Consider the following 21,733-nt stretch of genomic DNA (forward strand, 5'->3'; position numbering starts at 1 on the left):
GAAGGATGTCGAGACAACAATCTCGTCATCCTGCGCATGGTTGATGATTGCCCATATCCGCAGAGTTCTGCGAAAAATCAATCAAACCGCTTTCTGATTCAGGCTCTCAGGAAAAACCCTCTGGGAATCTACGTCTCTGCCATCAACTGGTCGAAGGAGCTGGGCCAATGATCCGTCGCGCTCTTCGTGTCCTGCCGCTGCTGATCCTGCCTCTGGCCGGAGGCGCGCAGCATTACCATCCGCCGGGCATCCGCTACGATGACGCTGTTCAGGCCACGCGCCTGCCGGACTCACCGAAACCGGTGCAGGTGGTGGAAGTCCCCAGACCGCTTCCCCTGCCGGGGCAGCTCAAGTCGCTGCCCTCACGACGCGTGGCCCATCCGGCCCCCGAAGTTGCCGACCCCACAGCGCGTGTGACCCAGGCCAATCTGGCAGCGCGCATCCAGCCCACGCGAGCCGGGTTCATCAACGCGGTGCAGGTCTATCCTTATTCTCCGGGTGCCCTCTATCAGGTCTATACCTCGCCCGGAGAAATCACCGACATCATGCTCCAGCAGGGGGAGAAGCGGCCGGTTGCCGCCGGTGACACGGTGCGCTGGATTATCGGTGATACCGAAAGCGGGACAGGGGCGACAAAGCGCATCCATATTCTGGTCAAACCAACCCGGCCGGACCTCACCACGAACCTGATCGTCAACACCGACCGGCGAACCTATCTGGCCGAACTACGCTCCACCCCTGCTACCTATATGGCATCGGTGTCGTGGGACTATCCCGAGGACGACCTGATTGCTCTGCATCGGCAGGACAATGCGGCCGATGATGTTACCCCTGTGGATGCAGGGCTGGACCTGAACGCGCTGAATTTCCGCTATGCCATCCAGCCGGTGAAAGGGGGCACGCCGCCCTGGTTTCCGAGCCGGGCCTTCGATGACGGCCACAAGGTCTACATCGCCTTTCCGTCTGGCATAGGGCAGGGGGAACTGCCCCCGCTTTTCGTGCTGGGGGCCGATGGCGGGCCGGAACTGGTCAATACCGGGTCCGGCAGAACTGGATGATCGTCGATCGCCTGTTCGTCGCTGCGGAACTGCGTCTGGGCGACAAACACTCCGAGCAGCGGGTGCGCATCGTACGCACAGATGGACGGCAGACATGACGGACGGGCAGGAAGAACGCCGGGACGAAAGCGGGGAAGGCGGCACCGAAAATGCATCCTCTGCGGTCCCGCCATCGCCGCCCGATCTCCGCTTGCGGGCGGAACGACCGCGTGTCGTGCGTCTGTCGCGCTATGTTGTCTGGGGGCTGGCCAGCACGGGTATGATTGGGGTTGGACTGGCGCTGGGCTACGCGCTGCAGAATTCCGCCCGGCAGGGATCCACGTCCGCCGTGCAGGATTCCGATGTGCGGCCTTCGGCCGATGGGCTTGATGCCCTGCCGAAGGATTATACTGGCGTGCCCAGGCTGGGGTCGCCTTTGCCCGGTGACCTGGGCAAACCGATCCTGAAGGCGCAGCAGGAAGGCAGGGCTGGACCGGTTTCCGGCATGGGTGACCGGCGGGCCGAACAGGAAGTCGAGGCAGCCATCGCCAGCAAGCTGTTCGTGCAGACGCAGGAAGCCACGCGGCAGGACAGCGTGTCTGCCCCTACGTTGCCCGCGACCAGGAGTAACGCTCCGTCTGCTCCAGCGGGCACAAATGACCGGCAGGCCGCCAACCGCGCCTTTCTGGCGGGACAGACCGACCGTGTGACGGTCAGCCCGGATCGTCTGACGCAGCCTGTTTCCCCATACGTCATTCAGGCAGGAACGGTCATCGCGGGCGCGCTCAACTCGAAAGTCAGTTCGGACCTGCCGGGGCAGTTGATCGGGCATGTGACGCAGAACGTCTATGACAGTCCGACCGGACGCTATCTGCTTGTGCCCCAGGGCAGCACGCTGTTCGGCACCTATAACAGCAGCGTCTCTTTCGGACAGCAGCGCACGCAGGTGATCTGGACCCGTCTCATCCGTCCCGATGGCGAGAGCCTCGTGCTCGACAGGATCCCGGGCGCCGATGCGATCGGCCAGACCGGGCTCAAGGATCTGGTGGACCAGCACTGGGGCCAGCTTTTCAGGGCAGCACTGGTGACAACCATGCTGAGCGTCGGGTCCGAAGCCGGGACATCATGGGGTGAGAACAACCTGCTTCAGGCGATCCGCAGCGGCGCCAGCAACGGGTTTTCCATGGTGGGAAATCGCCTGATCGACCGCAGCATGGATGTGCAGCCCACGCTGACCGACCGGCCCGGCCTGCCATTCACGCTGATCGTCAATCGTGATCTGGTTTTAAAACCCTGGCATCCGCATGAAGGAGCTGTGCCATGACAAAACTCCGTATCAGCACCATTCCTGACAGCCGGCCGGTCAAGCTGACGATCGAGTTGCCTGCGGAGATACATCGTGACCTGCTGCTGTATGCGGAACTGGTCTCGGGAAACGCAGGTGAGGCGGCAGATGCCATCCCCGATGCGGCCCGGCTGGTGCCGCTCATGGTCGGGCGTTTCATGGAGACCGATCGGGTGTTCCAGAAACAACGGCGGGGCAGAAGGCCAGCATCAGCAGCAGGAACGACAGGCGTCTCCAGCGAACGGTAAAGCAGGTTTGGCGCGTAGTGGCAGCGTCGTCAGTCTGTTTCCATAAGCCGCTCCCAGCGCCGTAGTCGAGGCAGCACGCGGACGATCAGAACCCCTTCGTCGTCAATGAGATAGAGGATATGGTGAGCCCGATGACGATGCAGTCGTATCGGTGGGTCGAACTCGCGACGTTCCGGCGCAAGCTGCGGATGTGAGGCGATAAGGTCGAATGCGTCCGCCAGTCCTGCATGGTAGATTTCGGCCTGCCGTGGCCCGAATTCCTTCACACCCTGAATGTAGATGCTGATGATGTCATCTTCGGCGAGCCGTGTCTTTCTACAGGTCGGCATCCGTCGTCCCGGCAGCCGCGCGAGCATCCTGCAGCAACTGCTTCATGCTCCTGGTCCCGACGCCACTACGCAGACCGGCCGTGATGTGGGCCTGAACCTCATCATGCGCGGCACGGGCTTCCTGATCACGCCGGATCAGATCGCGGACGTAGTCGCTCGCATTGCTGTAGCGTCCCGTCCTAGCCTGAGCCTCCACCCATTCCTTCATGGGGTCCGGCAGGGATACGTTCATTGTTGCCATCGGTGCCTCCAGATCTGGATTTGGCAATCTTTGCCAATTTTTGTCAATAAAATTGGGGGTGGCGCACGGTATTCCGGTTCTGGCTAACGGGAGGCATCCCGATGGGAGCGTTTGTGTGATCTCTCGGTTGTCTGGACGGAACAGGCCGTTCCATATCCCAATAAGCGCCCTGTTCTATCTCACGAGAGAAGTTCGGATCTTGGCATCCAGCCACGTAATGACCCTGGTAATGACCTCTGCCTCAATACCGAAATAACCGTGCGGAGTAAGCGAACCACAGTTCTTCTCAGACCGGGTTGTGCCGCCTGTCACCATTAACACGGTTACTTCCAGGCTGCCTGTCATGGCCGCGCCAATTTTCTTTGCGTCTTGTGGCGGGGCAACGTTGCATCGGTCATCGTGATTGGCGACAACGAGAACGGGAGCCTGTACCTTCTCTGGATGGGCGCTGAAAACGGTTTCCCCGCTGCCTCCTATAACGGACACCGATTCAGTCAGCACGACACCGGCAATATCCCCGGGAGCGGCATGGGCCGCGCCATTGACGGCTGCAATTGCACCCTGACTTGTACCGAGCAGAAAAACAGGGCCTGAGCCCTGCCTGTGCACGAAAGCGATGATATCCTCGACAAGATGGGCATAATGCGCGGAACTACGCTGCCCCCGAAGATTGCGGTGACCAACCGTGTCCAGAATGAGAACCGCATAGCCGCGCCTGTTCCATGCCTCGCGCGTTCGCACGACGAAGTTGTCACCACGCCGGATGCGTCCGTCCTGCCCGAGGCCGATGTCACCTGTTCCGCCCGGGAACATGATGATCGTTGCCTGTGGCCGGGCCGGAGAACCGAAGACGGCCCTGACAGACCCGCCAGTATTGAGAGGGATATTCATGACACGTTCATTGATGCCCGGCTCTACTACGATATTGGCAGTGATCCCCGGGGCAATGTGGTCGCTGGCATCAGCTACTACCGGCAGGAATGCGCAGAGGAGCAGCAGAGCCATCGTGTAGTACAGGCATTTCGACATGGGCCTGTTGAGATCAGTTCTGATCATGTTATCCGATGCACTGGTCAATGATTTCTCATTGCCTGAAGTTCAGGTCTTGTCTTCAGACCGTTTTGTATAAAACCTTCATCCTCTCGTCGGAATACATTTCCGGTCGATATGGGGCCGGCCTTCTGCGGTGAATATCCAACCTTATTGATATCGTGATTGCGCTGATTGTATGGCATGTGGTCGAATGGAATTTCATAGAATGTATGGAAATTCCATCCCATGTCAGCATACCCCTATCTCGCCCATTGGAAAGAAGAGATCAGCCGGAGTCCGAATGCGATTTACATGACGTTGGCCGATGCCCTGGCGCTTTCCATCCGCAAGGGCGACCTGCGGGAGGGGGACAGGCTGCCGCCACAGCGAACGATCGCAGAGTATCTTGGGACTAATCTGACGACCGTGACCCGGGCCTTTACCGAGGCCCGACGGCGCGGCCTGATTGACGCGACGGTTGGCCGGGGCACCTTTGTTCGTGTTGGTGCCGGGGAGAGCCATTGGCGGCATACGGGGCCGGCCGTGGTTGACCTGACCATGAACCTGCCGCCGATCCCGCAGGACCCGCCGCTTCAGCGGCTTATCCAGAGCGATATTGCGACTATCCTGAAACAGCAGGATCTGAACAGCCTGATGTCCTACCGGGTCACGGGCGGTACATTGGAGGAACGCCAGCTTGGCGCGAAATGGATCGCGCCCGTCATCGGGCAGCGGCGAACGGAGGAAATCCTTATCTCACCGGGCGCCCAGAGCGCTCTGGCGGCCATTGTCAGCACCCATACCCAACCGGGCGATGTGATTGTTACCGACCGTATTGCCTATCCCGGCATCCGGACCATAGCAGCGCAGTTCGACCTCATCCTGGTCGGTGTGGACAGTGACATGGAAGGCATGATGCCGGACCAGCTTGATCGGGTCTGCGCCGAACATCATCCCCGGCTGCTCTACTGTATCCCGACCATCCACAATCCCACCACGGCCACCATGTCGCTGCAACGGCGCATGGATATTCTGGCGGTCGCCCAGCGTCATCATCTGCATATTGCCGAGGACGACCCCTACAGCCTGCTGATGGACACTCCACCACCGGCGCTGGCAGCCCTCGACCATAGCCGTGTCAGCTACGTAGCTACCCTCGCCAAGACGCTCAGTCCCGGCCTGCGCACCGCCTATGTGGCCCTGCCCAATGCGGACATGACCCGACGGGTCGCGGCGGCCATCCGGGCAATCGCGCTGACCAATGCCGGTCTGCTCAGCGCGCTCACGGCGCGATGGATGCAGACTGGACAGGCGCATACGATCCTGCACGCCATCCAGAAAGAACTGCGCCTGCGCCAGTCCATTGCCCGCAAGGTGCTGGGGGAGGGGCACTGCATGAACCCAGACGGGCCGCATGTCTGGCTGAAACTGCCGGACTGGTGGGGCAGCGCGGATTTTGTCGCCTATGCCCGCAGGCGCGGCCTGGCTCTGGTTCCCAGCACCGTCTTCACCATCAGTGGCGAACCCCCGCAGCGGGCGCGCATTGCGCTGGGTAGCGCGCCGGATGCCGCAAGTCTTGAGGAATCCCTGCATGGGGTCCTGTCAGTCCTGCAGCACAAGCGTTCTCCCGGTTTTGCCGATATTGTGTGACCTGATCGCGATGCCCGGAATCGATGGAACCATCTGATTCCGCACGATGCCGGGCGGGTGCGAGAAAAACAAAAAGATGCATCGTTCACGAACACGCGATAACAAAACCATTATAAAACAGTTGGTTAGTACGAATATTCAGGATTGTATGTTAGAGCCCTGTTTTTTGTATGCTCCTGTATTCGCCAGATAATGACATATCATGCAACTTGACCTGTTTGTACCACATAACTCAAGCATACAATATTTTGCTCACCCGTAATCCCATGCCACGTTCGCCCCGGCAACGCGGTCAGGCCCGGCTCTCCGCCGGAGACCGCAACACACGGGAGACATACCATGCCGAAAGTCGAACACGTTCCGTACAAAGATGGCGATTGCTTCGTCAATTATGAAAACAAGGTCTTTGAGGACGTCAAAGCCAAACCTGGTGAAAAAGCCCTTATCACCTTTCACACCGTGGCCAACGAAGGCTCGGTTGGGTTCGTAAATCTTCTGCAGGCCACGCGTCTGATCCGCAAAGGTTTCGAGACGTCGGTGCTGCTGTACGGACCGGGTGTCACCCTTGGTGTGCAGCGCGGCTTTCCCCGTCTGGGCGACGAGGCCTTTCCGGGGCATATGAACTGCAACAGGCAGATCGCGAAAATCCTTGAAGAAGGCGGTAAAGTCTATGCCTGCCGTTTCGCGCTTCAGGCTCTCTACGGTTACGGCGAGCAGAATCTGATCCCCGGCATCACGCCGATCAATCCGCAAGACGTGCTGGACATCATCCTGCTGGCCCGTCGCGACAACGCCTTCATCCTCAATACCTGGACTCTCTGAAGACCGAAGGGAGGACCGCAAGCCATGTCCCGTATCGTTCGCGCCGCAGCCATCCAGATCAGTCCCGTCCTTGGCGACGACGGTCTGGGAACTGCCCGGAAAGTCTGTCAGGCCATCCGTGATGCCGCCGAAAAAGGCGTGAAGCTGGCGGTCTTTCCCGAAACCTTCGTGCCCTATTATCCCTATTTCTCATTCATCCAGCCGGCTTTCCGTTTCGGTCGTGAGCATCTGGAACTCTACGAGCGCGCCGTCGTCATTCCTGGTCCGGTGACGGATATGGTGGCCGAAGCTGCGCGTGACACCGGCATGGTCGTAGTGCTGGGTGTAAATGAACGCGATTTCGGCACGCTCTACAACACGCAGATCATCTTCGATGCGACAGGTGAGATCCTTCTCAAACGCCGCAAGATCACGCCCACCTACCATGAGCGCATGGTCTGGGGGCAGGGCGATGGTTCCGGTCTGAAAGTCGTCGAAAGTGCCGCCGGTCGCATCGGAGCGCTGGCCTGCTGGGAACATTACAACCCGCTCGCCCGCTACGCGCTGATGACCCAGCATGAAGAAATTCACTGCGCCCAGTTTCCGGGCTCGCTGGTGGGGCAGATCTTTGCCGACCAGATGGAAATCACAATCCGGCATCACGCGCTGGAATCCGGCTGCTTTGTCGTGAACGCCACTGGCTGGCTCACGGAAGATCAGATCAAAGAGATTGCCCGCGATCCCGCGCTGGAAGGGCCGCTGCGTGGCGGGTGTTTCACGGCCATCGTCTCACCTGAAGGGAAACTGCTCGGCACACCGCTGACGGAAGGCGAGGGGATGGTGATTGCCGATCTCGATTTCGCCCTGATCACGAAGCGCAAGCGGATGATGGACTCCGTGGGTCATTACGCACGCCCCGAATTGCTGAGCCTGCTTCAGGACCGCCGTCCGGCGCGCACGGTGCATTATGTTGGTGAGCACAGAGCAACTGAGCCGGTTGGTCCCTCCAATGACGAGGCTACGCCATGACCGTTCCAACACACGGCACGCTTTCCGGCCGCAAGCTTGTCACGGATCTGCAGTCCTTCGGGCTTCAGATCGGCGAAGATATCGGCGGTATCGCCCGCAAGGGCGGAGCCGGTCCTTCCGATCACAAGACGATCACCATCGCGGGTCAGACCGTCATGGTGCCGGTCTATACGTCCGGTGCGCGACGGTCTCCGTTTCAGGCCAGTCCGCCTGACCAGAGTGGTGCCAGCACGCTGCTGCGTGATGGTCAGACACTGGGCACGATCCATTTCCCGGCGGCCCCGCGCTTTTGCGGGCTGAGTACGGCGGACGGTATTCCCTACTGGAAGATCGCTCTTCTGCATGGCCGCGACACGCTCGCCACCACAGTGCATCAGACCTGCATCCGCTATGCCGACCGGCGCACATCCTGCCAGTTCTGCGCCATTGGCCAGTCGCTGGAGGCCGATCGGACGATCGCTTACAAGACACCGGCGCAGCTTGCCGAAGTTGCCAAAGCCGCTGTGGAACTGGACGGCGTGCGCGACATGGTGCTGACGACCGGCACGCCCAATGTGGTTGATCGGGGTGCTGCCGTGCTGGCAGAGTCAGCCCGTGCCATCAAGGCGGCGGTGGATCTGCCGCTTCAGGTTCAGTGCGAGCCGCCACGTGATCACGGCTGGTTCCAGCGCCTGCGCGACGCTGGGGCCGACAGTCTGGGCATGCATCTCGAAGCCGCCACGCAGGCGGTGCGCGAGAAGATCATGCCCGGCAAGGCCACGGTCAGCGTCGATCGCTATATGGACGCTTTCGCCAGCGCCGTGCCGATCTTCGGGCGCGGGCAGGTCAATACCTACATTCTGGCCGGTCTTGGCGACAGCGCCGAGGACATTCTGGCTCTGGCTGAACGCCTGATTGCGCTCGGGGTCTATCCCTTCGTGGTGCCGTTCGTGCCCATCTCCGGAACCCCTCTGGAAAATCATGCGCCACCTTCAGCCGACTTCATGAAGTCCGTGCTGGCGCCGCTCGGCCGGATGCTGCGGGAAGCGAACATGAAATCCACCGACATCCGCGCCGGATGTGGCCGGTGCGGCGCCTGTTCCTCCCTCTCGGCGTACGAACAATGAACACAATGCTCCAAGGCGTGGAAGACCGGCCGTTCATTCCGACGGAATATGTCGTGCGCCTTGCCCGCACGCCATGGGAGCGTGCCGGTCATCACGCGCTCCGTCGCGAAGTATTCTGCAATGAACAGCATGTTTTTGAAAAGGATGACCGCGACGCGATCGATGGGGTCGCCATTCCCATCATCGCCGCCTGCTGCATGGCGGGGATACCGGACCGGATCGTGGGAGCAGTGCGCATCCATGAAACGGAGCCTGATGTGTGGCGCGGTTCCCGGTTGGCTGTGCAGGCCGATCACCGCAAACTCGGACGGATCGGGGCGGAACTTATCCGTATGGCAGTCAGCACAGCGCACGGGCTCGGAGCTACACGGTTTCTCGCGCAGGTACAGGAACAGAATGTGCTGTTCTTTCGCCGCCTGCACTGGAAGAGTCTTGGAACCATCACGCTGCATGGTCTGCCGCATCACGATATGGAAGCCGATCTTTCGCGCTATCCGGCCCACGGTCTGGATCAGACATGGCTGCTGCGTCCGCAGCCCCGGATCCGGCAGGTGGCGTGATGGCACACGAACTCGCCACACTCCTGCGCACGCTCCGGAACGGTCACGCCCTGGTGGGTAAACAGGACATCGCCGAAACTGCGGCAATCCTGAAGCCTGCCAGCCATGATGTCATCCGCCTTGGCGATGACTGCGCCGCGATCCCGGATGGCGATGGCTACCTCCTGCTGGCCAGCGAGGGCTTTCAGGACAGCTTTGTCCGCTCAATGCCTTGGTTTGCCGGGTATTGCGGCGTGATGGTCAATGTCAGCGACATCGCAGCAATGGGGGGGCGTCCCGTAGCGGTGGTGGATGCGTTGTGGAGCGATACGTCCGAGGCGGCCGCGTCAATTCTGACTGGTCTGCATGAAGGCGCATGCACCTATGGCGTGCCGGTTGTCGGCGGCCATACCAACATGCGCAGCACCCATAACTCGCTGTCGGTGGCGATCCTCGGTCGTGCCCGTCATCTGCTCACCAGTTTCGATGCACAGCCGGGCGAGGTTCTGATCGCCGCCATCGACCTGCGCGGCCGCTGGCATGACCCGCACCCTTTCTGGGACGCCAGTTCCGCGCTGTGTGGCACCGAGGGAGCGGCCCGGCTGCGTGGTGACATCGAACTTCTGCCCACGATTGCTGAAGACGGTCTGAGCCGTGCTGCCAAGGACATCAGTATGGCCGGATTGTTGGGCACCGCCCTCATGCTGGCCGAATGTTCGGGCGTGGGCATGACGATCAGGCTCGATGACGTTCCGCGCCCTGACGATGCACCGATGGAGCGTTGGCTCTCCGCATTCCCGAGCTATGGCTACCTGCTCACGGCGCGCCCCAAAGATGCCGAAGCGATCATGGCCCGATTTCGTGGGCGTGACATTGCAGCCTCTGTCATTGGGCGGTGTGAAAACACGCAGCGGCTCGATGTCACATGGGCGGACGAGAAGGAAACCTTCTGGGATCTCGCCCGGACGCCACTCATGGGATTTGCGCCATGAGTCTGTCCATTGGCATCCTGACCCATTCGACCAATCCTCGCGGCGGTGTAGTGCATGGCATGGCGCTGGCGGAAGCCCTGTGTGACGCGGGCCATGACGCAACGCTGATCGCGCCGGATGTGACAGGAGCCGGTTTCTTCCGCATGTCCCGCTGCGCCACAAGCTGCATCCCGGCCGCGTCTGTGCCTGACCTGCCAGCACTGGTGGAGCGTCGTATTGGCGAGATCAGGGACGCACTGCGTGGACAGCATTTTGACGTGCTGCATGCGCAGGACCCGATCAGCGCCAATGCGCTGGCCGACCTGGTGGAAGAGGGGCGGATACCGGGCTTTGCCCGCACGGTTCATCATCTGGACCGTTTCTCCCACCCCGGTCTCGCGGCTCGCCAGACACGGGGTCTGACGGCTGCGACCGAACTTTTTACGGTCAGTCAGCTCTGGGAGGACACGTTACGCACCGAGTACGGGCGGCATGCGCCTGTGGTGGGGAATGGTGTCGATCTGACAAGATTTTTTCCGGAACCCGGTCTACGCGATCAGGAACTTCGCGCACGGTATGGGCTTCCGCGGAACGCACGTCTTGTGCTGTCGGTCGGCGGGATCGAGCGTCGCAAAAACACGCTTGTTCTCCTTGATGCTTTTGAGATGCTGCGTCGGGATCATCCGGATCTGCATCTTGTGATAGCTGGGGGAGCATCCCTGCTGGACCATTCCGATTATCGCCGTCTTTTTGATGAGCGGGTGCGGGGCCGCGGCCTTGCGGATGCGGTGACCGTCACGGGAACAGTTGCGGATGAGGATATGCCGGCATTCTACCGGCAGTCTTCGGTCCTGGCCTATCCTTCAAAAACCGAAGGCTTCGGTCTGTGCCCGCTCGAAGCTCTGGCCTGCGGAATCCCCGTGGTGGTGCCGGCCGCACCACCTTTCACGGAGCATCTTCATACTCTCGAGGCATTCTGGTGCCAGCCGGAACACCCCGAAACACTTGTCTGCGCGTTGCGCGACGCTCTGAGCGTCCGGAGTCCGGCCCGTTTCCAGGCCAGCGGCCCCGCAACGGCGCGCCGTTTCGACTGGCGCTGCGTCGCTAGTCGGCACCTCCCCGCATATCGGTGTCTGGCAGCGCGGTCGCGCACCGATGCCATTGCTTCAGGAGTTCTTTCACCATGCCCGAAATGACCTTTCGTGTGCGCTGGCCCGATGGGAAGGAGACTGACTGTTACTCCCCGTCGCTGGTCATAAGGGACCACTTCACGCCTGGTCAGGATTATCCGGTCCGGGAGTTTCTTGAAAAGGCGGACACGGCCCTGACGGAAGCCAGTGAGCGGGTTCGTGCGCGCTACGGCTTCCCGTGCAGCCGCGCCCTTGGTCAGCTTCACGCCATTCGGCAGACCTGCACGCCTTTCCTCAATCGACCCGATGCGCAGGTGCGCGTCCTGTCTTTCAGATCCTGAGACGGAATATTCTTATGACACAGAACGAAAAAACCATTCCCGTTATCATCGTGGGTGGCGGACAGGCCGGGCTCTCCATGAGCTGGTATCTCTGCCGCGAGAAGGTGGAGCACATTGTCTTTGAGGCAAAGACGGCCTGCCATTCGTGGGACGATGAACGCTGGGACAATTTCTGCCTCGTGACACCCAACTGGCAGTGCACTCTTCCCGGTCATCCCTACAAAGGGAGCGATCCGCACGGTTTCATGGTGAAGCCGGAAATTATCGAATACGTCAAAGGCTTTGTTGAGTCTTTCAATCCACCGCTGCGTGAACACACGGCTGTCACCTCCATTACGCGCCATGCAGATGGCGGATACCGTGTGGTGGCGGGTGGTGACGTCTGGCACGCGAAACATGTGGTCATCGCATCAGGTGCGTATCAGGATGCAGTCATCCCCGGTTACGCCAGTGCAATTGATCCCGCCATCCATCAGGTCCACTCGCAGGATTACCGCAACGCGGCCCAGTTACCGGAAGGAGCCGTTCTGGTCGTGGGCAGCGGCCAGTCCGGTGCGCAGATCGTCGAGGATCTGTTTCTTGAAAAACGCAAGGTCCATCTCTGTGTCGGGTCCGCCCCGCGTGTCTCGCGTTTTTACCGTGGCCGCGACGTGGTGGACTGGCTGGCGGATATGCACTTCTACGACCTGACGGTGGATAATCACCCTCTGCGTGACGGTGCACGCGACAAGACTAATCATTACGTCACGGGCCGAAACGGCGGGCATGACCTTGATCTGCGCAAGTTCGCGAAGGAAGGCGTGGGCCTGCACGGCACGCTGGAGACCATCCGTGACGAAGTCGCGCACTTCGCGCCGGACCTGAAAGAAAACCTTGATGATGCGGACAAGACCAATGCCGACATCAAGAAATCCATCGACGCCTATATCGCCCGTGAAGGGATCGCGGCCCCAACCGAAGCCGCTTATGTTCCTGTGTGGGAGCCCGATGGCAGCAACACCCCGCTGGACCTGAAGGCCGCCGGGATCACCTCGATCATCTGGTGCATCGGCTTTCGTCCAAACTATCGCTGGATCGACGTGCCGGTCTTCAACGGAGCCAACAAGCCCGTCTGGCATCGTGGCGTAACCGATGCGCCGGGCTTCTACTTCCTCGGCCTGCCATGGCTGCACACATGGGGATCGGGGCGGTTCTCCGGCGTCTCGCGTGACGCCGCGTGGCTGGCCAGCCAGATCACCGGCAAAGACGTGCCTGTAGCCTGAACGGAGTAAAGCGCCATGCTTCCATGGACGACATACGAGGCGATGTACGATGCGGCACTGACCCAGCCAGAGCAGTTCTGGCTGGCTGCGGCACAACGCGTCACATGGAAGCAGGCGCCTGCGCACGCATGCAGGACGCGGGCGGATGGCTGGCATGACTGGTTTCCCGACGCCACGCTCAACACCTGCCATAACGCCGTGGACCGACATGTTGAAAATGGTCGCGGTGAACAGGCGGCATTGATCTGGCATTCCTGCGCCACCAGGGAACGTCAGGTTGTAACCTACAGGGAGTTGCAAGGCCGGGTGGCCGGATTTGCCGGTGGTCTGCGTTCGCTCGGGGTGGAGAAGGGCGACCGCGTCCTGATTGCCATGCCCACCATGCTTGAGACGGCCATCGCCATGCTGGCCTGTGCGCGGATCGGCGCCGTCCATGTCGTGGTCTTTGCCGGTTATGCCGGGCCCGAACTGGCGCGCCGTATTGATGACGTGGCGCCCAAAGTCATTATCATCGCCAGTTGCAGCTTTCAGGGGCAAACGCCCACCCCGTCTGCGTCCGCCCTTAATGAGGCGCTGGCCAAAGCGACGCACAGACCGCAGGCCTGCGTTGTTGTGCAACGTGCAGCGTGTCCGACAGCCCTTCTGCCAATGCGGGATCACGATTTCCATACGCTGGAACAGTCCGCGCCAGCAGAGCCGGTCATGCTGCGTTCCGAAGACCCCCTGTATATTCTTCACACGTCCGGCACGACGGGCAATGCAAAGGGCATTGTGCGTGACAATGGTGGCCACGCTGTAGCTCTCGCCTTGTCCATGGATCTGATCTACGGCTGCAAACCCGGTGATACCTTCTTCACGACATCGGATCTGGGTTGGGTGGTTGGCCATTCCTACGGCGTCTATGCGCCACTGATGAGCGGCTGCACCAGCGTGATCGTCGAAGGCGGTGCTTCAGCTTCTGCGATCTGCGCGCTCTGTCACGAACACGCAGTGAAATGCCTGTTTACCGCGCCCACTCAGATGCGGCTCATGCGACAGGAAAGCCGCCATCTGTCAGGGGCGATCCTGCCCGCGCTGGCCCGAATCTTTGTGGCCGGGGAGTATGCTGACCCAACCTTGCTGGACTGGGCACGGTCCTATTTCCGCAAACCTGTAGTCAATCACTGGTGGCAGACCGAAACCGGGTGGAGCATCACCGCGCATTTTTTTGGCCTGCCCGAGCGTGAACCGGTCTCGCTCATGAACGACATCGGACGACCTGCGCCGGGATTTCGTCCAGCCATCGTGCCGTCCATGCCGGGTGAACAGTGCGGGGAGATCGTCCTGTCCCTGCCGCTGCCACCCGGCTGCCTGGCTGGCGTATGGAAGGATGGAGCGATCCATGTTCCTGCAGCTTATATGGACGAGACCGGCCAGTATTATCGCACCTTCGACGAAGGCATGATCAAGGCCAGCCGCGCCGTGCATATGCTCGGGCGTTCTGACGATGTCATCAAGGTCGCAGGACGGCGGATTTCGGGCGTGCAGATCGAAAAGATCATCGCCACTCATCCTGCAGTTCATGCGTGTGCTGTGGTGGCCATCCCGGACGAATTACGTGGACAGCGACCTATTGCCTATGTGGTCATTGACCCTCAGGCCGCCTGCGAACCATCTTCCGAGGAAATCGTTGTGCAGGTCAACGAAGTCCTTGGACGCTGGATTGGCCTGAAGGAAGTCCGCTTCGTCAGGCATCTGCCAACCACCGTGTCCGGGAAGATCACGCGGAAACGCCTGCTGGTGTCCTGACGGAATCAGTCCAGCATTGCATTTGTGGAATGGCCAGCCTTCAGATGGCCTGACCGCCGGAGACTTCGATCCGCTGCGCGTTGACCCAGCGATTGTCCTCGGACAGGAGCGAAGCGATCATCGGGCCAATATCGTCAGGAAGGCCAGGACGCCCCAGTGCGGTTGTGTCCGCGATATGGCGGGCAATGTCCGGATTGTCCCGTACCATGCCGCCCGAGAAATCGGTCTGGATGGCACCCGGCGCTACCGTGTTGACGGCAATACGGCGCGGTCCGAGTTCCTTGGCCATGTAGTGCGTCATGACTTCCACCGCGCCCTTCATGGCGGCGTAAGCGATCCAGCCGGGATAGGCGAAGCGCGTCAGGCCGGATGAGATGTTCACGATCCGACCACCATCCGCGATCAGCGGTAGCAGGGTCTGCGTCAGGAAAAACGGGCCTTTGGCGTGAACGCGATAGGCAGCATCGAAATCTTCCTCCGTTACCTCGCCGAATTGCCCGCTATGGGATGTGCCGGCCATGTTGACCAGATAATTGAAACGCTCCGCACCCCATTCGCGCAGCACGCTGCGGACTTCGTCGGAGAAGGCAGAAAAGGCATGCGTATCGCCGGTGTCGAGTTGCAGGGCCACCGCGCGAGCGCCACTGCTCTGGACATTCTCAACCACCTCATCGGCTGCGGATCTGTTGGTGTGATAGGTCAGGATTGATGAGACGCCGCGCCGGGCGAGGGCTTCAACGGTTGCGCGACCCAGTCCACGGCTGCCGCCGGTGACAATGGCGATGGTGTTTGCGTCTGGCATGAGTATCTCCATCTGATGAGGGACCAATCTTGGTCACATTATCGCCCGTTCGATAAGACCGCTCTTTCCGCCAGCATTGTTTTGCGCCATGGAATAATCCTATGGACAGGCTTGCCACACTCGACCTCTTCGTCCGCATTGTTGACCGTAGCAGCTTCAGCGCCGCGGCAGCCGATTGCGGCATCTCCCGCCCCGTTGCGACGGCTGCGATCAAGGCGTTGGAGCAAAGGCTCGGCACCCGACTGCTGCACCGTTCCACCCGTCACGTCCGACCGACCGAGGAAGGCGCTGCCTACTATCGTCGGTGCGTGGCGATCCTTGCCGATATCGAGGACGCGGACCGGAGCGCGAGCGGTGCTGTTGCGGGACTTCTGCGTGCTGACGTCATCGGGCGTCTGGCGCGCATGCTCCTGCTGCCGGCATTGCCGGACTTTCTGGCCCGGCATCCGGCGTTGACCGTTCATCTTGGCGAGGGTGAGCGGTTTGTCGATCTGGTGCGCGAAGGGGTGGACTGCGTGGTCCGGACCGGAAGCCTGCCGGACAGCGATATGATCGCCCGCCCCCTCGGCGTTATGGAGGAGGTAACGGTCGCCAGCCCGGCGTATCTGGCTCGGCACGGAATGCCTGCCTCTCCTGACGATCTTGAAGGCCATCAGATGATCGGTTTCGTGTCCTCGCGCACCGGCCAGCCCCTGCCGCTGGAGTTTACGCACGGAGAAGAGGTGATCGAGGTCTCGCTTTCGGCACGCCTGCTCGTTGGGGGTGTTGATACCTATGCCGAAGCGGCCCGGCTTTGGCCTCGTGCAGATTCCGCGCTACGGCTTTGAGGATGACCTTGCGAAGGGCACGCTGATCGAAGTTCTCCCTGATTTTCCCCCCATGCCAACGCCGGTCTCTGTGCTTTACCCGAGCAACAGGCAGCTTTCTCCACGTGTGCGGGTGTTCGTGGACTGGCTGGTGGAGATTATTGGCCCGCGATTTCATCCACAATGCGCGTGAGCATCCCTACGCAGGTGCAAAGGCGAGATAGAGCGAGATCGTTGCAATCGAAAACACGGTGGAGGCCAGAACGACCCGTCCGGTAAGGGCTGCCTCCCGATCATAGAATTCCGCCAGCATGAACGAGCCGGTTCCCGTGGGCAGTGCTGAAAGAAGCACGGCAATGTTTGTCATCGGTGGCGGCAGGTGGAGCACAGGCGAGGCAATGATCCACGTAACCAGAGGCTGGGCGATCAGCTTCAGGCCAACAAGAATGGCCGCAGTCGACGGGCGTGCAGACGCACCACCGGCGGAATTCCCGGCAAGGAACAGACCGAGAGCGATCAGGGCGCAAGGGGATGCAGCCCCGCCGAGAAGCTTCAGGAAGGCATGAACCGGTTCCGGCAGATGCCCCCCTGATACCATGACAAGACCACCAAGCGCTGGCGCCACCAGCAACGGATTTTTTACCAGCGAGAAGAGCGTTTTCGCAACGATGTCGCGCGGTCGTGCTTCGGTCTGCAGTCCGGCTTCGATCAAAACGATCGCGATGACAAACAGCACGCAAACTGTCACGATCGTGGCGATCAGCGTCGGCGCCATGCCGGTATCGCCGACGAGCGACAGGACAAGCGGGAAACCGACGAACCCCGTATTGGCGTAGCTCGCGTTCAGTCCGTCAATGGCGGCATCGGCAAGATGATGTCCTGTGGACACCCGCCACCACAGCGTCCCGGCGAACACGATAAAACAGCCAAGTGTGAACGCCGCAATGAATCCCGGCTCCCACAGATCGGTCATTTTTGCATTCGCCACGATGTCGAACAGCACCGCGGGCAGCGCAAGATAGACTACGAGCCGATTGACCTCGCGCGTGGCATTGGGACCCAGCGCACCTGATTTGCGGGCGATCCATCCGGTGAGGATGAGGGCGAAGATAGGCAGGACGATCAGCAGATTATTCAGCATCAAGGATCTCGGGAACTTACGAAAGGCGTGACGCTACCGAAGGCTATTGATATAATCCAATGCTCATATGGTTCACGATCAATGCTTTCAGGGTATCAGTTGGACACACGGCATATGCGGTATTTCATGGCCCTGGCGGAGACGCTTCATTTCGGTCGGGCGGCTGAGCGGATGAATATGAGCCAGCCGCCGTTCAGTCGTCAGATTGCCATGATCGAGCACACGTTGGGCGTGAAGCTGTTTGAACGAAACTCGCGCAACGTGGCTCTGACCCCGGCCGGAAAACATTTCATGAAAGACTGCCGAAACGTGCTGGGGCGGTTTGAGGAGGCCTGCCGGGATGTCAGGCTGGTCGCCAGCGGCATGAAGGGCGAGATGCGGTTTGGATTCATGATGCATGCCGCCCACAGTGTCGTGCCGCAACTCGTGCAGCTTTATGCGGAGGCAAGGCCGGATGTCCGCCTTGTGCTTGATGAACGCACGCCGACAGAAATCGATGAGATGCTGGTGGCAGGAACACTGGATGCCGCCGTAACATTTGACTGCGGATATGCGCCGCATTTGCAGACCGTGCTGCTGGTCAGAGAGCGATTACGCATCATCATGCGAAAGGACCATCCCCTTGCCGCGGTCGGCCAAATCGGCCCTGAGGAACTCCGCGAGGAGAAGGTCATCGCCGCACCCGCGGCGACAGCACCGGCTCTGCGCTCCGCGATCAACAGCTATTTTTCTGCCAAGGGAATTGTCCCGCATGTCGTGCTTGAACCACGGTTACAGCACACGATCATTCAGCTTGTTGCAAAAGGGCTGGGCGTAGCCCTTATCCCTGCATCGCTGTGTACCGAACTGGGGGCCGGGCTGACGTCACGGGCTTTGTCAGATGCCCCCCAACTTGACGTTGTCCTTCGTGCGCCGATCACTACGAAAAACCCGACGGTTTCGACATTCATGGAAATCGGGAAATCGATACAACGGGCTTCACTCTAATTCATGAAATCTGTGCGAAGAACCAGTTTCCAATATCTCCGCTCTCCGTATTCCATCTTCATGAGTGGAGTAATTTTATGATGTCTTCCGACGCCAGACCCAGACCAAGAATAATCATGATCGCTCCGGATATGTAGCCCGTCACGATGGACGCTCTGGGGCGGCTGCTTAATAGTGTCCGCGCGCCAAATCCGACCATCAGATAGATGGACATGCAGTTCATTGTATGAATGGCGCCCAATATCCCGATCTGTAAAAAGATCGGCCATGCTGACCCCGGATTTGTAAACTGGGGCAGAAGGGCGAGAAAAAACAGAAGAGCCTTGGGGTTCAGACCGCTGATAGCGAATCCTTTGGTAATCCAACGCCGCACACCTGTTTCCCGTTCATGTCCTTCTTTCGGCAGGGGAGGATGATGCAACAGGGAAATGCCCAGTTTTATGAGATAGGCCGCACCTGCAAACGTCAGAATGGTGACCGCAAGCGGCATGTTTGCAACAAGCGCACCGATACCGCCCGCGACCGTTGCGGTAATGGCGAGATATCCCAGAAACAGCCCGAACACAGCGGGAATGACTGCGGCATGATCACGTATTCCGGCGGAAATGACATACGCCCAGTCAGCACCTGGGGTTGCGGCAAGGAGGATGGAGATCGTCCAGAAGGCAAGAAGTGTATGCAAATTCATCGAAGATGCGTCGCTTTACAAGAAAACCAACAGGGATATCAAGGTGTTTTCATGGTCTCCGGTTACGCTCCGGATCGGATGGGAGAGATGGCAGGATAGCGCGGACCAGCGGGTATGGGGTTGCGTTTATGCCAATTAAACCATCAATATATGGCATTCAATTGCGCTAGTGCACTCATTCCTGATATAAGATGCCAATGAAACTGGATGCGATCGATCGGCGTATTCTTCGTGTTCTTCAGGAAGATGGACGCTGCCCCAACAATGAGCTTGCCAGGCGCGTCGGGCTCTCTCCATCGCCATGCCTGCGCCGCGTGCGGCTGCTGGAAGAAAGTGGCGTCATCGAGGGGTATGTCGCCGTCGTTGATCCCGCGAAAGCTGGGTTTGGTGTGACGGCTTTTGTCAGGATATGGCTGACGGGAGAAGACGAGAGACAGTCCGAGCATTTCGTCGAGGAAATCGGGAAACTTCCGCAGGTGACGGAAGCGCATGTCCTTGCGGGAGATTGTGATTTCCTGTTGCGCGTCGTTGCGGAAGACCTTCCAGGACTGCGGCGCTTTCAGAGCGAACACCTTGCGCGGATCAAAGGCGTGCGGAGTATGAAGACTGACATCCCCCTCCTGAAGGTCAAGAACGCAAGCTTTGCGTAGGGTATAATCTTGCAGTTTACGGTGATTAAGCGCCATATTCCCCGCAAGGAGTGCAGGGAATATGGCGCGATACATTTATCAGCATGCAGACTGGCCCGGCTTCCAGTGGGACAAGGACACCATTGCCCATGAACTGGCTGCCGTGCGTCATCGGCAGGGACGCCTCCTGGGCCGCATGGAAAGCCTCGGCTTCGATTTCCGGTCTGAAGCCGTGCTTCAGACCCTGACGGACGATGTCATCAAGTCGAGCGAGATCGAGGGCGAAAATCTCGATCGTGAGCAGGTACGGTCTTCCATCGCCCGCCGACTGGGGATGGATATTGGCGCGCTGGCTCCGGTGGATCGGGATGTCGAAGGCGTTGTGGAGATGATGCTGGATGCGACCCGGCAATATGCCGATCCGCTGACCGAAGAGAGACTGTTCGCCTGGCATGCGGCTCTGTTTCCCACTGGCCGAAACGGCATGTCACGCATTCTGGTCGGAGAGTGGCGTGATGACGGAACCGGCCCGATGCAGGTCGTGTCAGGCCCTGTCGGACGGGAGAAGGTTCATTATGAGGCGCCGACAGCCAGCAGGGTGCCTGCAGAGATGCAGGTCTTCCTCAACTGGTGCAATGCCGGGCAAGCGCTGGATCCTGTGCTGAAGGCAGCCATCGCACATTTGTGGTTTGTCACCATTCATCCGTTTGAGGATGGAAACGGGCGCATGGCGCGGGCCATCGGCGACCTCATGCTGGCGCGTTCGGAACAGACAGACCAGCGTTTTTACAGCCTGTCGGCCCAGATCCGGCAGGAACGGAAGGATTATTACGCAATCCTTGAGGCTACCCAGAAGGGGGATATGGACATCACGTCCTGGCTTCACTGGTTTCTGGGGGCGCTGGATCGCGCCTTTGATCGCGCTGAACTGGTCCTGGGAAAGGTCATCCAGAAGGCCCGTTTCTGGGATAATCTGGTCGGACAATCGATCAATGACCGGCAACGCCTCATGTTGAACCGTCTGCTGGACGGGTTCGAGGGTAAGCTGACCTCGTCCAAATGGGCGAAGCTGGCGAAAACGTCACCGGATACAGCCCTGCGAGATATCAATGATCTCGTATCGCACGGTATTCTGGTCAGGGAGGCGGCAGGAGGAAGAAGCACCAGCTATGTGTTGGCTCGTCCCGAGACGTAAAACGCGGGTCGATGCTGACGGACAGGCCGTTGATTGGGTACCATCGGCATTCAGGCCTGTGTCCTTGCGTCGGTAAGCGCGGATGAGATGCGCTGAGCGACCTGATCCGTCGAGCGTTTGACATTTTCCCGCTTCAGGTGGGCGTAGCGGGAAGTGGTCTTGATGTCGCTATGGCCCAGCATCCGGCCGATCATTGTCAGGTCCGCTCCCATCTCCAAGGCATCCGATGCAAAGGAATGACGGAGATCGTGGAGCCGAACGCCATCCAGGCCTGCCGCCTTGCGGATACGACGCCACGGCTTTTGCAGGTCAGTGAGATATTCGCCAGCCTTGCGTCCGGTGATGACATAGGGATTGTCGGGCAGGCGAGGGGTGGCCTTCAGGACATCAACAGCTGCCGTACCCAACTGGACAGTCTTCGCTCCGGTTTTGCTGTCCGGGAGGCGGAGTTCCGCTCCATCCAGCCAGACATGCGCCCACAGGAGCGTCTGGATTTCCCGCAACCGGCAACCCGTGAGGGCAAGCTGAGGTGGTCCCGTCCGTTCGGACAGTTTTGCGGGCTTGATAAGCTATACCCGGTTGTTGTTATGCCGCCCTTCTGACGGCGTTGCTGTTGGCCATCTGGTCCGGGGTTAA

At 60.0% G+C, this 21,733-nt stretch carries 22 protein-coding genes and 3 pseudogenes; 18 read left to right on the forward strand and 7 right to left on the reverse strand.

Annotated features, from left to right (window positions below):
- The 4 genes and pseudogenes from GOB85_RS16060 to GOB85_RS16075 form a co-directional block, all read left to right on the forward strand.
- A pseudogene (locus GOB85_RS16060) lies at positions 1-97 on the forward strand (IS5/IS1182 family transposase); the annotation flags it as partial.
- Between the two features lie 70 nt (positions 98-167).
- Positions 168-1,156: pseudogene (gene trbG, locus GOB85_RS16065) on the forward strand (P-type conjugative transfer protein TrbG).
- Complete coding sequence (locus GOB85_RS16070) at positions 1,153-2,361, forward strand: TrbI/VirB10 family protein (protein ID WP_173578515.1); 1,209 nt, start codon at positions 1,153-1,155, stop codon at positions 2,359-2,361. The pseudogene trbG and the gene GOB85_RS16070 overlap by 4 nt, the downstream one beginning before the upstream one ends.
- The gene (locus tag GOB85_RS16075; protein WP_173578516.1) at positions 2,358-2,630 is read left to right on the forward strand and encodes a DUF2274 domain-containing protein; all 273 of its coding nucleotides are present in this window, start codon (positions 2,358-2,360) and stop codon (positions 2,628-2,630) included. The genes GOB85_RS16070 and GOB85_RS16075 overlap by 4 nt, the downstream gene beginning before the upstream one ends.
- 29 nt (positions 2,631-2,659) lie before the next feature.
- On the opposite strand, the gene GOB85_RS16080 is transcribed toward GOB85_RS16075, so the two are convergent.
- The 3 genes from GOB85_RS16080 to GOB85_RS16090 all read right to left on the reverse strand — a co-directional run bounded on the left by GOB85_RS16080 (position 2,660) and on the right by GOB85_RS16090 (position 4,229).
- Positions 2,660-2,959 carry a type II toxin-antitoxin system RelE/ParE family toxin gene (locus GOB85_RS16080; RefSeq protein WP_173578517.1) on the reverse strand — a complete coding sequence of 100 codons (300 nt, stop codon included), beginning with the start codon at positions 2,957-2,959 and terminating at the stop codon, positions 2,660-2,662.
- Entirely contained in the window at positions 2,946-3,200 is a 255-nt protein-coding gene (locus GOB85_RS16085) for a type II toxin-antitoxin system ParD family antitoxin (RefSeq protein WP_099963191.1), read from the reverse strand. The genes GOB85_RS16080 and GOB85_RS16085 overlap by 14 nt, the downstream gene beginning before the upstream one ends.
- Positions 3,201-3,374: 174 nt before the next feature.
- Positions 3,375-4,229, reverse strand: a complete 855-nt coding sequence (locus GOB85_RS16090) for an alpha/beta hydrolase (RefSeq protein WP_242011577.1) — start codon at positions 4,227-4,229, stop codon at positions 3,375-3,377.
- A 249-nt stretch (positions 4,230-4,478) separates the two neighbouring features.
- Between GOB85_RS16090 and GOB85_RS16095 the strand changes: the two genes are divergently transcribed.
- The 10 genes from GOB85_RS16095 to GOB85_RS16140 all read left to right on the forward strand — a co-directional run bounded on the left by GOB85_RS16095 (position 4,479) and on the right by GOB85_RS16140 (position 14,849).
- Entirely contained in the window at positions 4,479-5,882 is a 1,404-nt protein-coding gene (locus GOB85_RS16095; protein WP_173578518.1) for an aminotransferase-like domain-containing protein, read from the forward strand.
- 339 nt (positions 5,883-6,221) lie between these two features.
- The gene (locus GOB85_RS16100) at positions 6,222-6,704 is read left to right on the forward strand and encodes an MSMEG_0572/Sll0783 family nitrogen starvation response protein (protein WP_173578519.1); all 483 of its coding nucleotides are present in this window, start codon (positions 6,222-6,224) and stop codon (positions 6,702-6,704) included.
- Between the two features lie 24 nt (positions 6,705-6,728).
- Positions 6,729-7,712, forward strand: a complete 984-nt coding sequence (locus GOB85_RS16105; protein ID WP_173578520.1) for a Nit6803 family nitrilase — start codon at positions 6,729-6,731, stop codon at positions 7,710-7,712.
- On the forward strand, positions 7,709-8,818 hold the full coding sequence (locus tag GOB85_RS16110; protein ID WP_173578521.1) for an MSMEG_0568 family radical SAM protein: 1,110 nt from the start codon (positions 7,709-7,711) through the stop codon (positions 8,816-8,818). Before GOB85_RS16105 ends, GOB85_RS16110 begins: the two co-directional genes overlap by 4 nt.
- On the forward strand, positions 8,815-9,378 hold the full coding sequence (locus tag GOB85_RS16115; protein ID WP_173578522.1) for an MSMEG_0567/Sll0786 family nitrogen starvation N-acetyltransferase: 564 nt from the start codon (positions 8,815-8,817) through the stop codon (positions 9,376-9,378). Before GOB85_RS16110 ends, GOB85_RS16115 begins: the two co-directional genes overlap by 4 nt.
- Complete coding sequence (locus tag GOB85_RS16120; RefSeq protein WP_173578533.1) at positions 9,375-10,349, forward strand: sll0787 family AIR synthase-like protein; 975 nt, start codon at positions 9,375-9,377, stop codon at positions 10,347-10,349. The genes GOB85_RS16115 and GOB85_RS16120 overlap by 4 nt, the downstream gene beginning before the upstream one ends.
- Positions 10,346-11,524: an MSMEG_0565 family glycosyltransferase gene (locus GOB85_RS16125; RefSeq protein ID WP_173578523.1), complete on the forward strand. Its 1,179-nt coding sequence runs from the start codon at positions 10,346-10,348 to the stop codon at positions 11,522-11,524. Before GOB85_RS16120 ends, GOB85_RS16125 begins: the two co-directional genes overlap by 4 nt.
- Positions 11,512-11,799: an MSMEG_0570 family nitrogen starvation response protein gene (locus tag GOB85_RS16130; protein ID WP_173578524.1), complete on the forward strand. Its 288-nt coding sequence runs from the start codon at positions 11,512-11,514 to the stop codon at positions 11,797-11,799. The genes GOB85_RS16125 and GOB85_RS16130 overlap by 13 nt, the downstream gene beginning before the upstream one ends.
- Before the next feature lie 14 nt (positions 11,800-11,813).
- Positions 11,814-13,061 carry an MSMEG_0569 family flavin-dependent oxidoreductase gene (locus GOB85_RS16135; protein WP_173578525.1) on the forward strand — a complete coding sequence of 416 codons (1,248 nt, stop codon included), beginning with the start codon at positions 11,814-11,816 and terminating at the stop codon, positions 13,059-13,061.
- A gap of 15 nt (positions 13,062-13,076) precedes the next feature.
- On the forward strand, positions 13,077-14,849 hold the full coding sequence (locus tag GOB85_RS16140; RefSeq protein ID WP_173578526.1) for an AMP-binding protein: 1,773 nt from the start codon (positions 13,077-13,079) through the stop codon (positions 14,847-14,849).
- 40 nt (positions 14,850-14,889) lie between these two features.
- On the opposite strand, the gene GOB85_RS16145 is transcribed toward GOB85_RS16140, so the two are convergent.
- Positions 14,890-15,651, reverse strand: a complete 762-nt coding sequence (locus GOB85_RS16145; protein ID WP_173578527.1) for an SDR family NAD(P)-dependent oxidoreductase — start codon at positions 15,649-15,651, stop codon at positions 14,890-14,892.
- A gap of 101 nt (positions 15,652-15,752) precedes the next feature.
- On the opposite strand from GOB85_RS16145, the pseudogene GOB85_RS16150 reads away from it, so the two are divergent.
- A pseudogene (locus tag GOB85_RS16150) lies at positions 15,753-16,650 on the forward strand (LysR family transcriptional regulator).
- Between the two features lie 6 nt (positions 16,651-16,656).
- Here GOB85_RS16150 and GOB85_RS16155 read toward each other — a convergent pair.
- A complete protein-coding gene (locus tag GOB85_RS16155; protein ID WP_173578528.1) occupies positions 16,657-17,598 on the reverse strand; it encodes an AEC family transporter in 942 nt (313 codons plus the stop codon).
- Between the two features lie 81 nt (positions 17,599-17,679).
- Between GOB85_RS16155 and GOB85_RS16160 the strand changes: the two genes are divergently transcribed.
- Positions 17,680-18,585 (forward strand): LysR substrate-binding domain-containing protein, encoded by a 906-nt coding sequence (locus GOB85_RS16160; RefSeq protein WP_173578529.1) that lies wholly within the window; start codon positions 17,680-17,682, stop codon positions 18,583-18,585.
- Between the two features lie 58 nt (positions 18,586-18,643).
- Here GOB85_RS16160 and GOB85_RS16165 read toward each other — a convergent pair whose 3' ends face one another.
- Positions 18,644-19,273 (reverse strand): LysE family translocator, encoded by a 630-nt coding sequence (locus tag GOB85_RS16165; RefSeq protein WP_173578530.1) that lies wholly within the window; start codon positions 19,271-19,273, stop codon positions 18,644-18,646.
- A 191-nt stretch (positions 19,274-19,464) separates the two neighbouring features.
- Here GOB85_RS16165 and GOB85_RS16170 point away from each other — a divergent pair, with 191 nt between their 5' ends.
- Together GOB85_RS16170 and GOB85_RS16175 are read left to right on the forward strand one after the other, a co-directional pair.
- Positions 19,465-19,923: an Lrp/AsnC family transcriptional regulator gene (locus GOB85_RS16170; protein ID WP_456304246.1), complete on the forward strand. Its 459-nt coding sequence runs from the start codon at positions 19,465-19,467 to the stop codon at positions 19,921-19,923.
- Positions 19,924-19,984: 61 nt separating this feature from the next.
- Positions 19,985-21,097 (forward strand): Fic family protein, encoded by a 1,113-nt coding sequence (locus GOB85_RS16175; RefSeq protein WP_173578531.1) that lies wholly within the window; start codon positions 19,985-19,987, stop codon positions 21,095-21,097.
- A gap of 50 nt (positions 21,098-21,147) precedes the next feature.
- Here the strand turns inward: GOB85_RS16175 and GOB85_RS16180 are convergent, their stop codons facing one another.
- Positions 21,148-21,663, reverse strand: coding sequence for a site-specific integrase (locus GOB85_RS16180; protein WP_456304247.1), 516 nt, complete (start codon positions 21,661-21,663; stop codon positions 21,148-21,150).
- Positions 21,664-21,733 lie beyond the last annotated feature (70 nt).

This window comes from Acetobacter fallax (assembly GCF_011516735.1).
Classification (GTDB): domain Bacteria; phylum Pseudomonadota; class Alphaproteobacteria; order Acetobacterales; family Acetobacteraceae; genus Acetobacter; species Acetobacter fallax.

Coding starts and splice junctions, on each gene's coding strand:
- GOB85_RS16155 (WP_173578528.1), bottom strand. CDS start 17,598: ATGCTGAATAATCTGCTGATCGTCCTGCCTATCTTCGCCCTCATCCTC.
- GOB85_RS16105 (WP_173578520.1), top strand. CDS start 6,729: ATGTCCCGTATCGTTCGCGCCGCAGCCATCCAGATCAGTCCCGTCCTT.
- GOB85_RS16140 (WP_173578526.1), top strand. CDS start 13,077: ATGCTTCCATGGACGACATACGAGGCGATGTACGATGCGGCACTGACC.
- GOB85_RS16090 (WP_242011577.1), bottom strand. CDS start 4,229: ATGTCGAAATGCCTGTACTACACGATGGCTCTGCTGCTCCTCTGCGCA.
- GOB85_RS16175 (WP_173578531.1), top strand. CDS start 19,985: ATGGCGCGATACATTTATCAGCATGCAGACTGGCCCGGCTTCCAGTGG.
- GOB85_RS16085 (WP_099963191.1), bottom strand. CDS start 3,200: ATGGCAACAATGAACGTATCCCTGCCGGACCCCATGAAGGAATGGGTG.
- GOB85_RS16095 (WP_173578518.1), top strand. CDS start 4,479: ATGTCAGCATACCCCTATCTCGCCCATTGGAAAGAAGAGATCAGCCGG.
- GOB85_RS16130 (WP_173578524.1), top strand. CDS start 11,512: ATGCCCGAAATGACCTTTCGTGTGCGCTGGCCCGATGGGAAGGAGACT.
- GOB85_RS16080 (WP_173578517.1), bottom strand. CDS start 2,959: ATGCCGACCTGTAGAAAGACACGGCTCGCCGAAGATGACATCATCAGC.
- GOB85_RS16145 (WP_173578527.1), bottom strand. CDS start 15,651: ATGCCAGACGCAAACACCATCGCCATTGTCACCGGCGGCAGCCGTGGA.
- GOB85_RS16160 (WP_173578529.1), top strand. CDS start 17,680: ATGCTTTCAGGGTATCAGTTGGACACACGGCATATGCGGTATTTCATG.
- GOB85_RS16170 (WP_456304246.1), top strand. CDS start 19,465: ATGCCAATGAAACTGGATGCGATCGATCGGCGTATTCTTCGTGTTCTT.
- GOB85_RS16075 (WP_173578516.1), top strand. CDS start 2,358: ATGACAAAACTCCGTATCAGCACCATTCCTGACAGCCGGCCGGTCAAG.
- GOB85_RS16100 (WP_173578519.1), top strand. CDS start 6,222: ATGCCGAAAGTCGAACACGTTCCGTACAAAGATGGCGATTGCTTCGTC.
- GOB85_RS16165 (WP_173578530.1), bottom strand. CDS start 19,273: ATGAATTTGCATACACTTCTTGCCTTCTGGACGATCTCCATCCTCCTT.
- GOB85_RS16115 (WP_173578522.1), top strand. CDS start 8,815: ATGAACACAATGCTCCAAGGCGTGGAAGACCGGCCGTTCATTCCGACG.
- GOB85_RS16070 (WP_173578515.1), top strand. CDS start 1,153: ATGACGGACGGGCAGGAAGAACGCCGGGACGAAAGCGGGGAAGGCGGC.
- GOB85_RS16125 (WP_173578523.1), top strand. CDS start 10,346: ATGAGTCTGTCCATTGGCATCCTGACCCATTCGACCAATCCTCGCGGC.
- GOB85_RS16110 (WP_173578521.1), top strand. CDS start 7,709: ATGACCGTTCCAACACACGGCACGCTTTCCGGCCGCAAGCTTGTCACG.
- GOB85_RS16135 (WP_173578525.1), top strand. CDS start 11,814: ATGACACAGAACGAAAAAACCATTCCCGTTATCATCGTGGGTGGCGGA.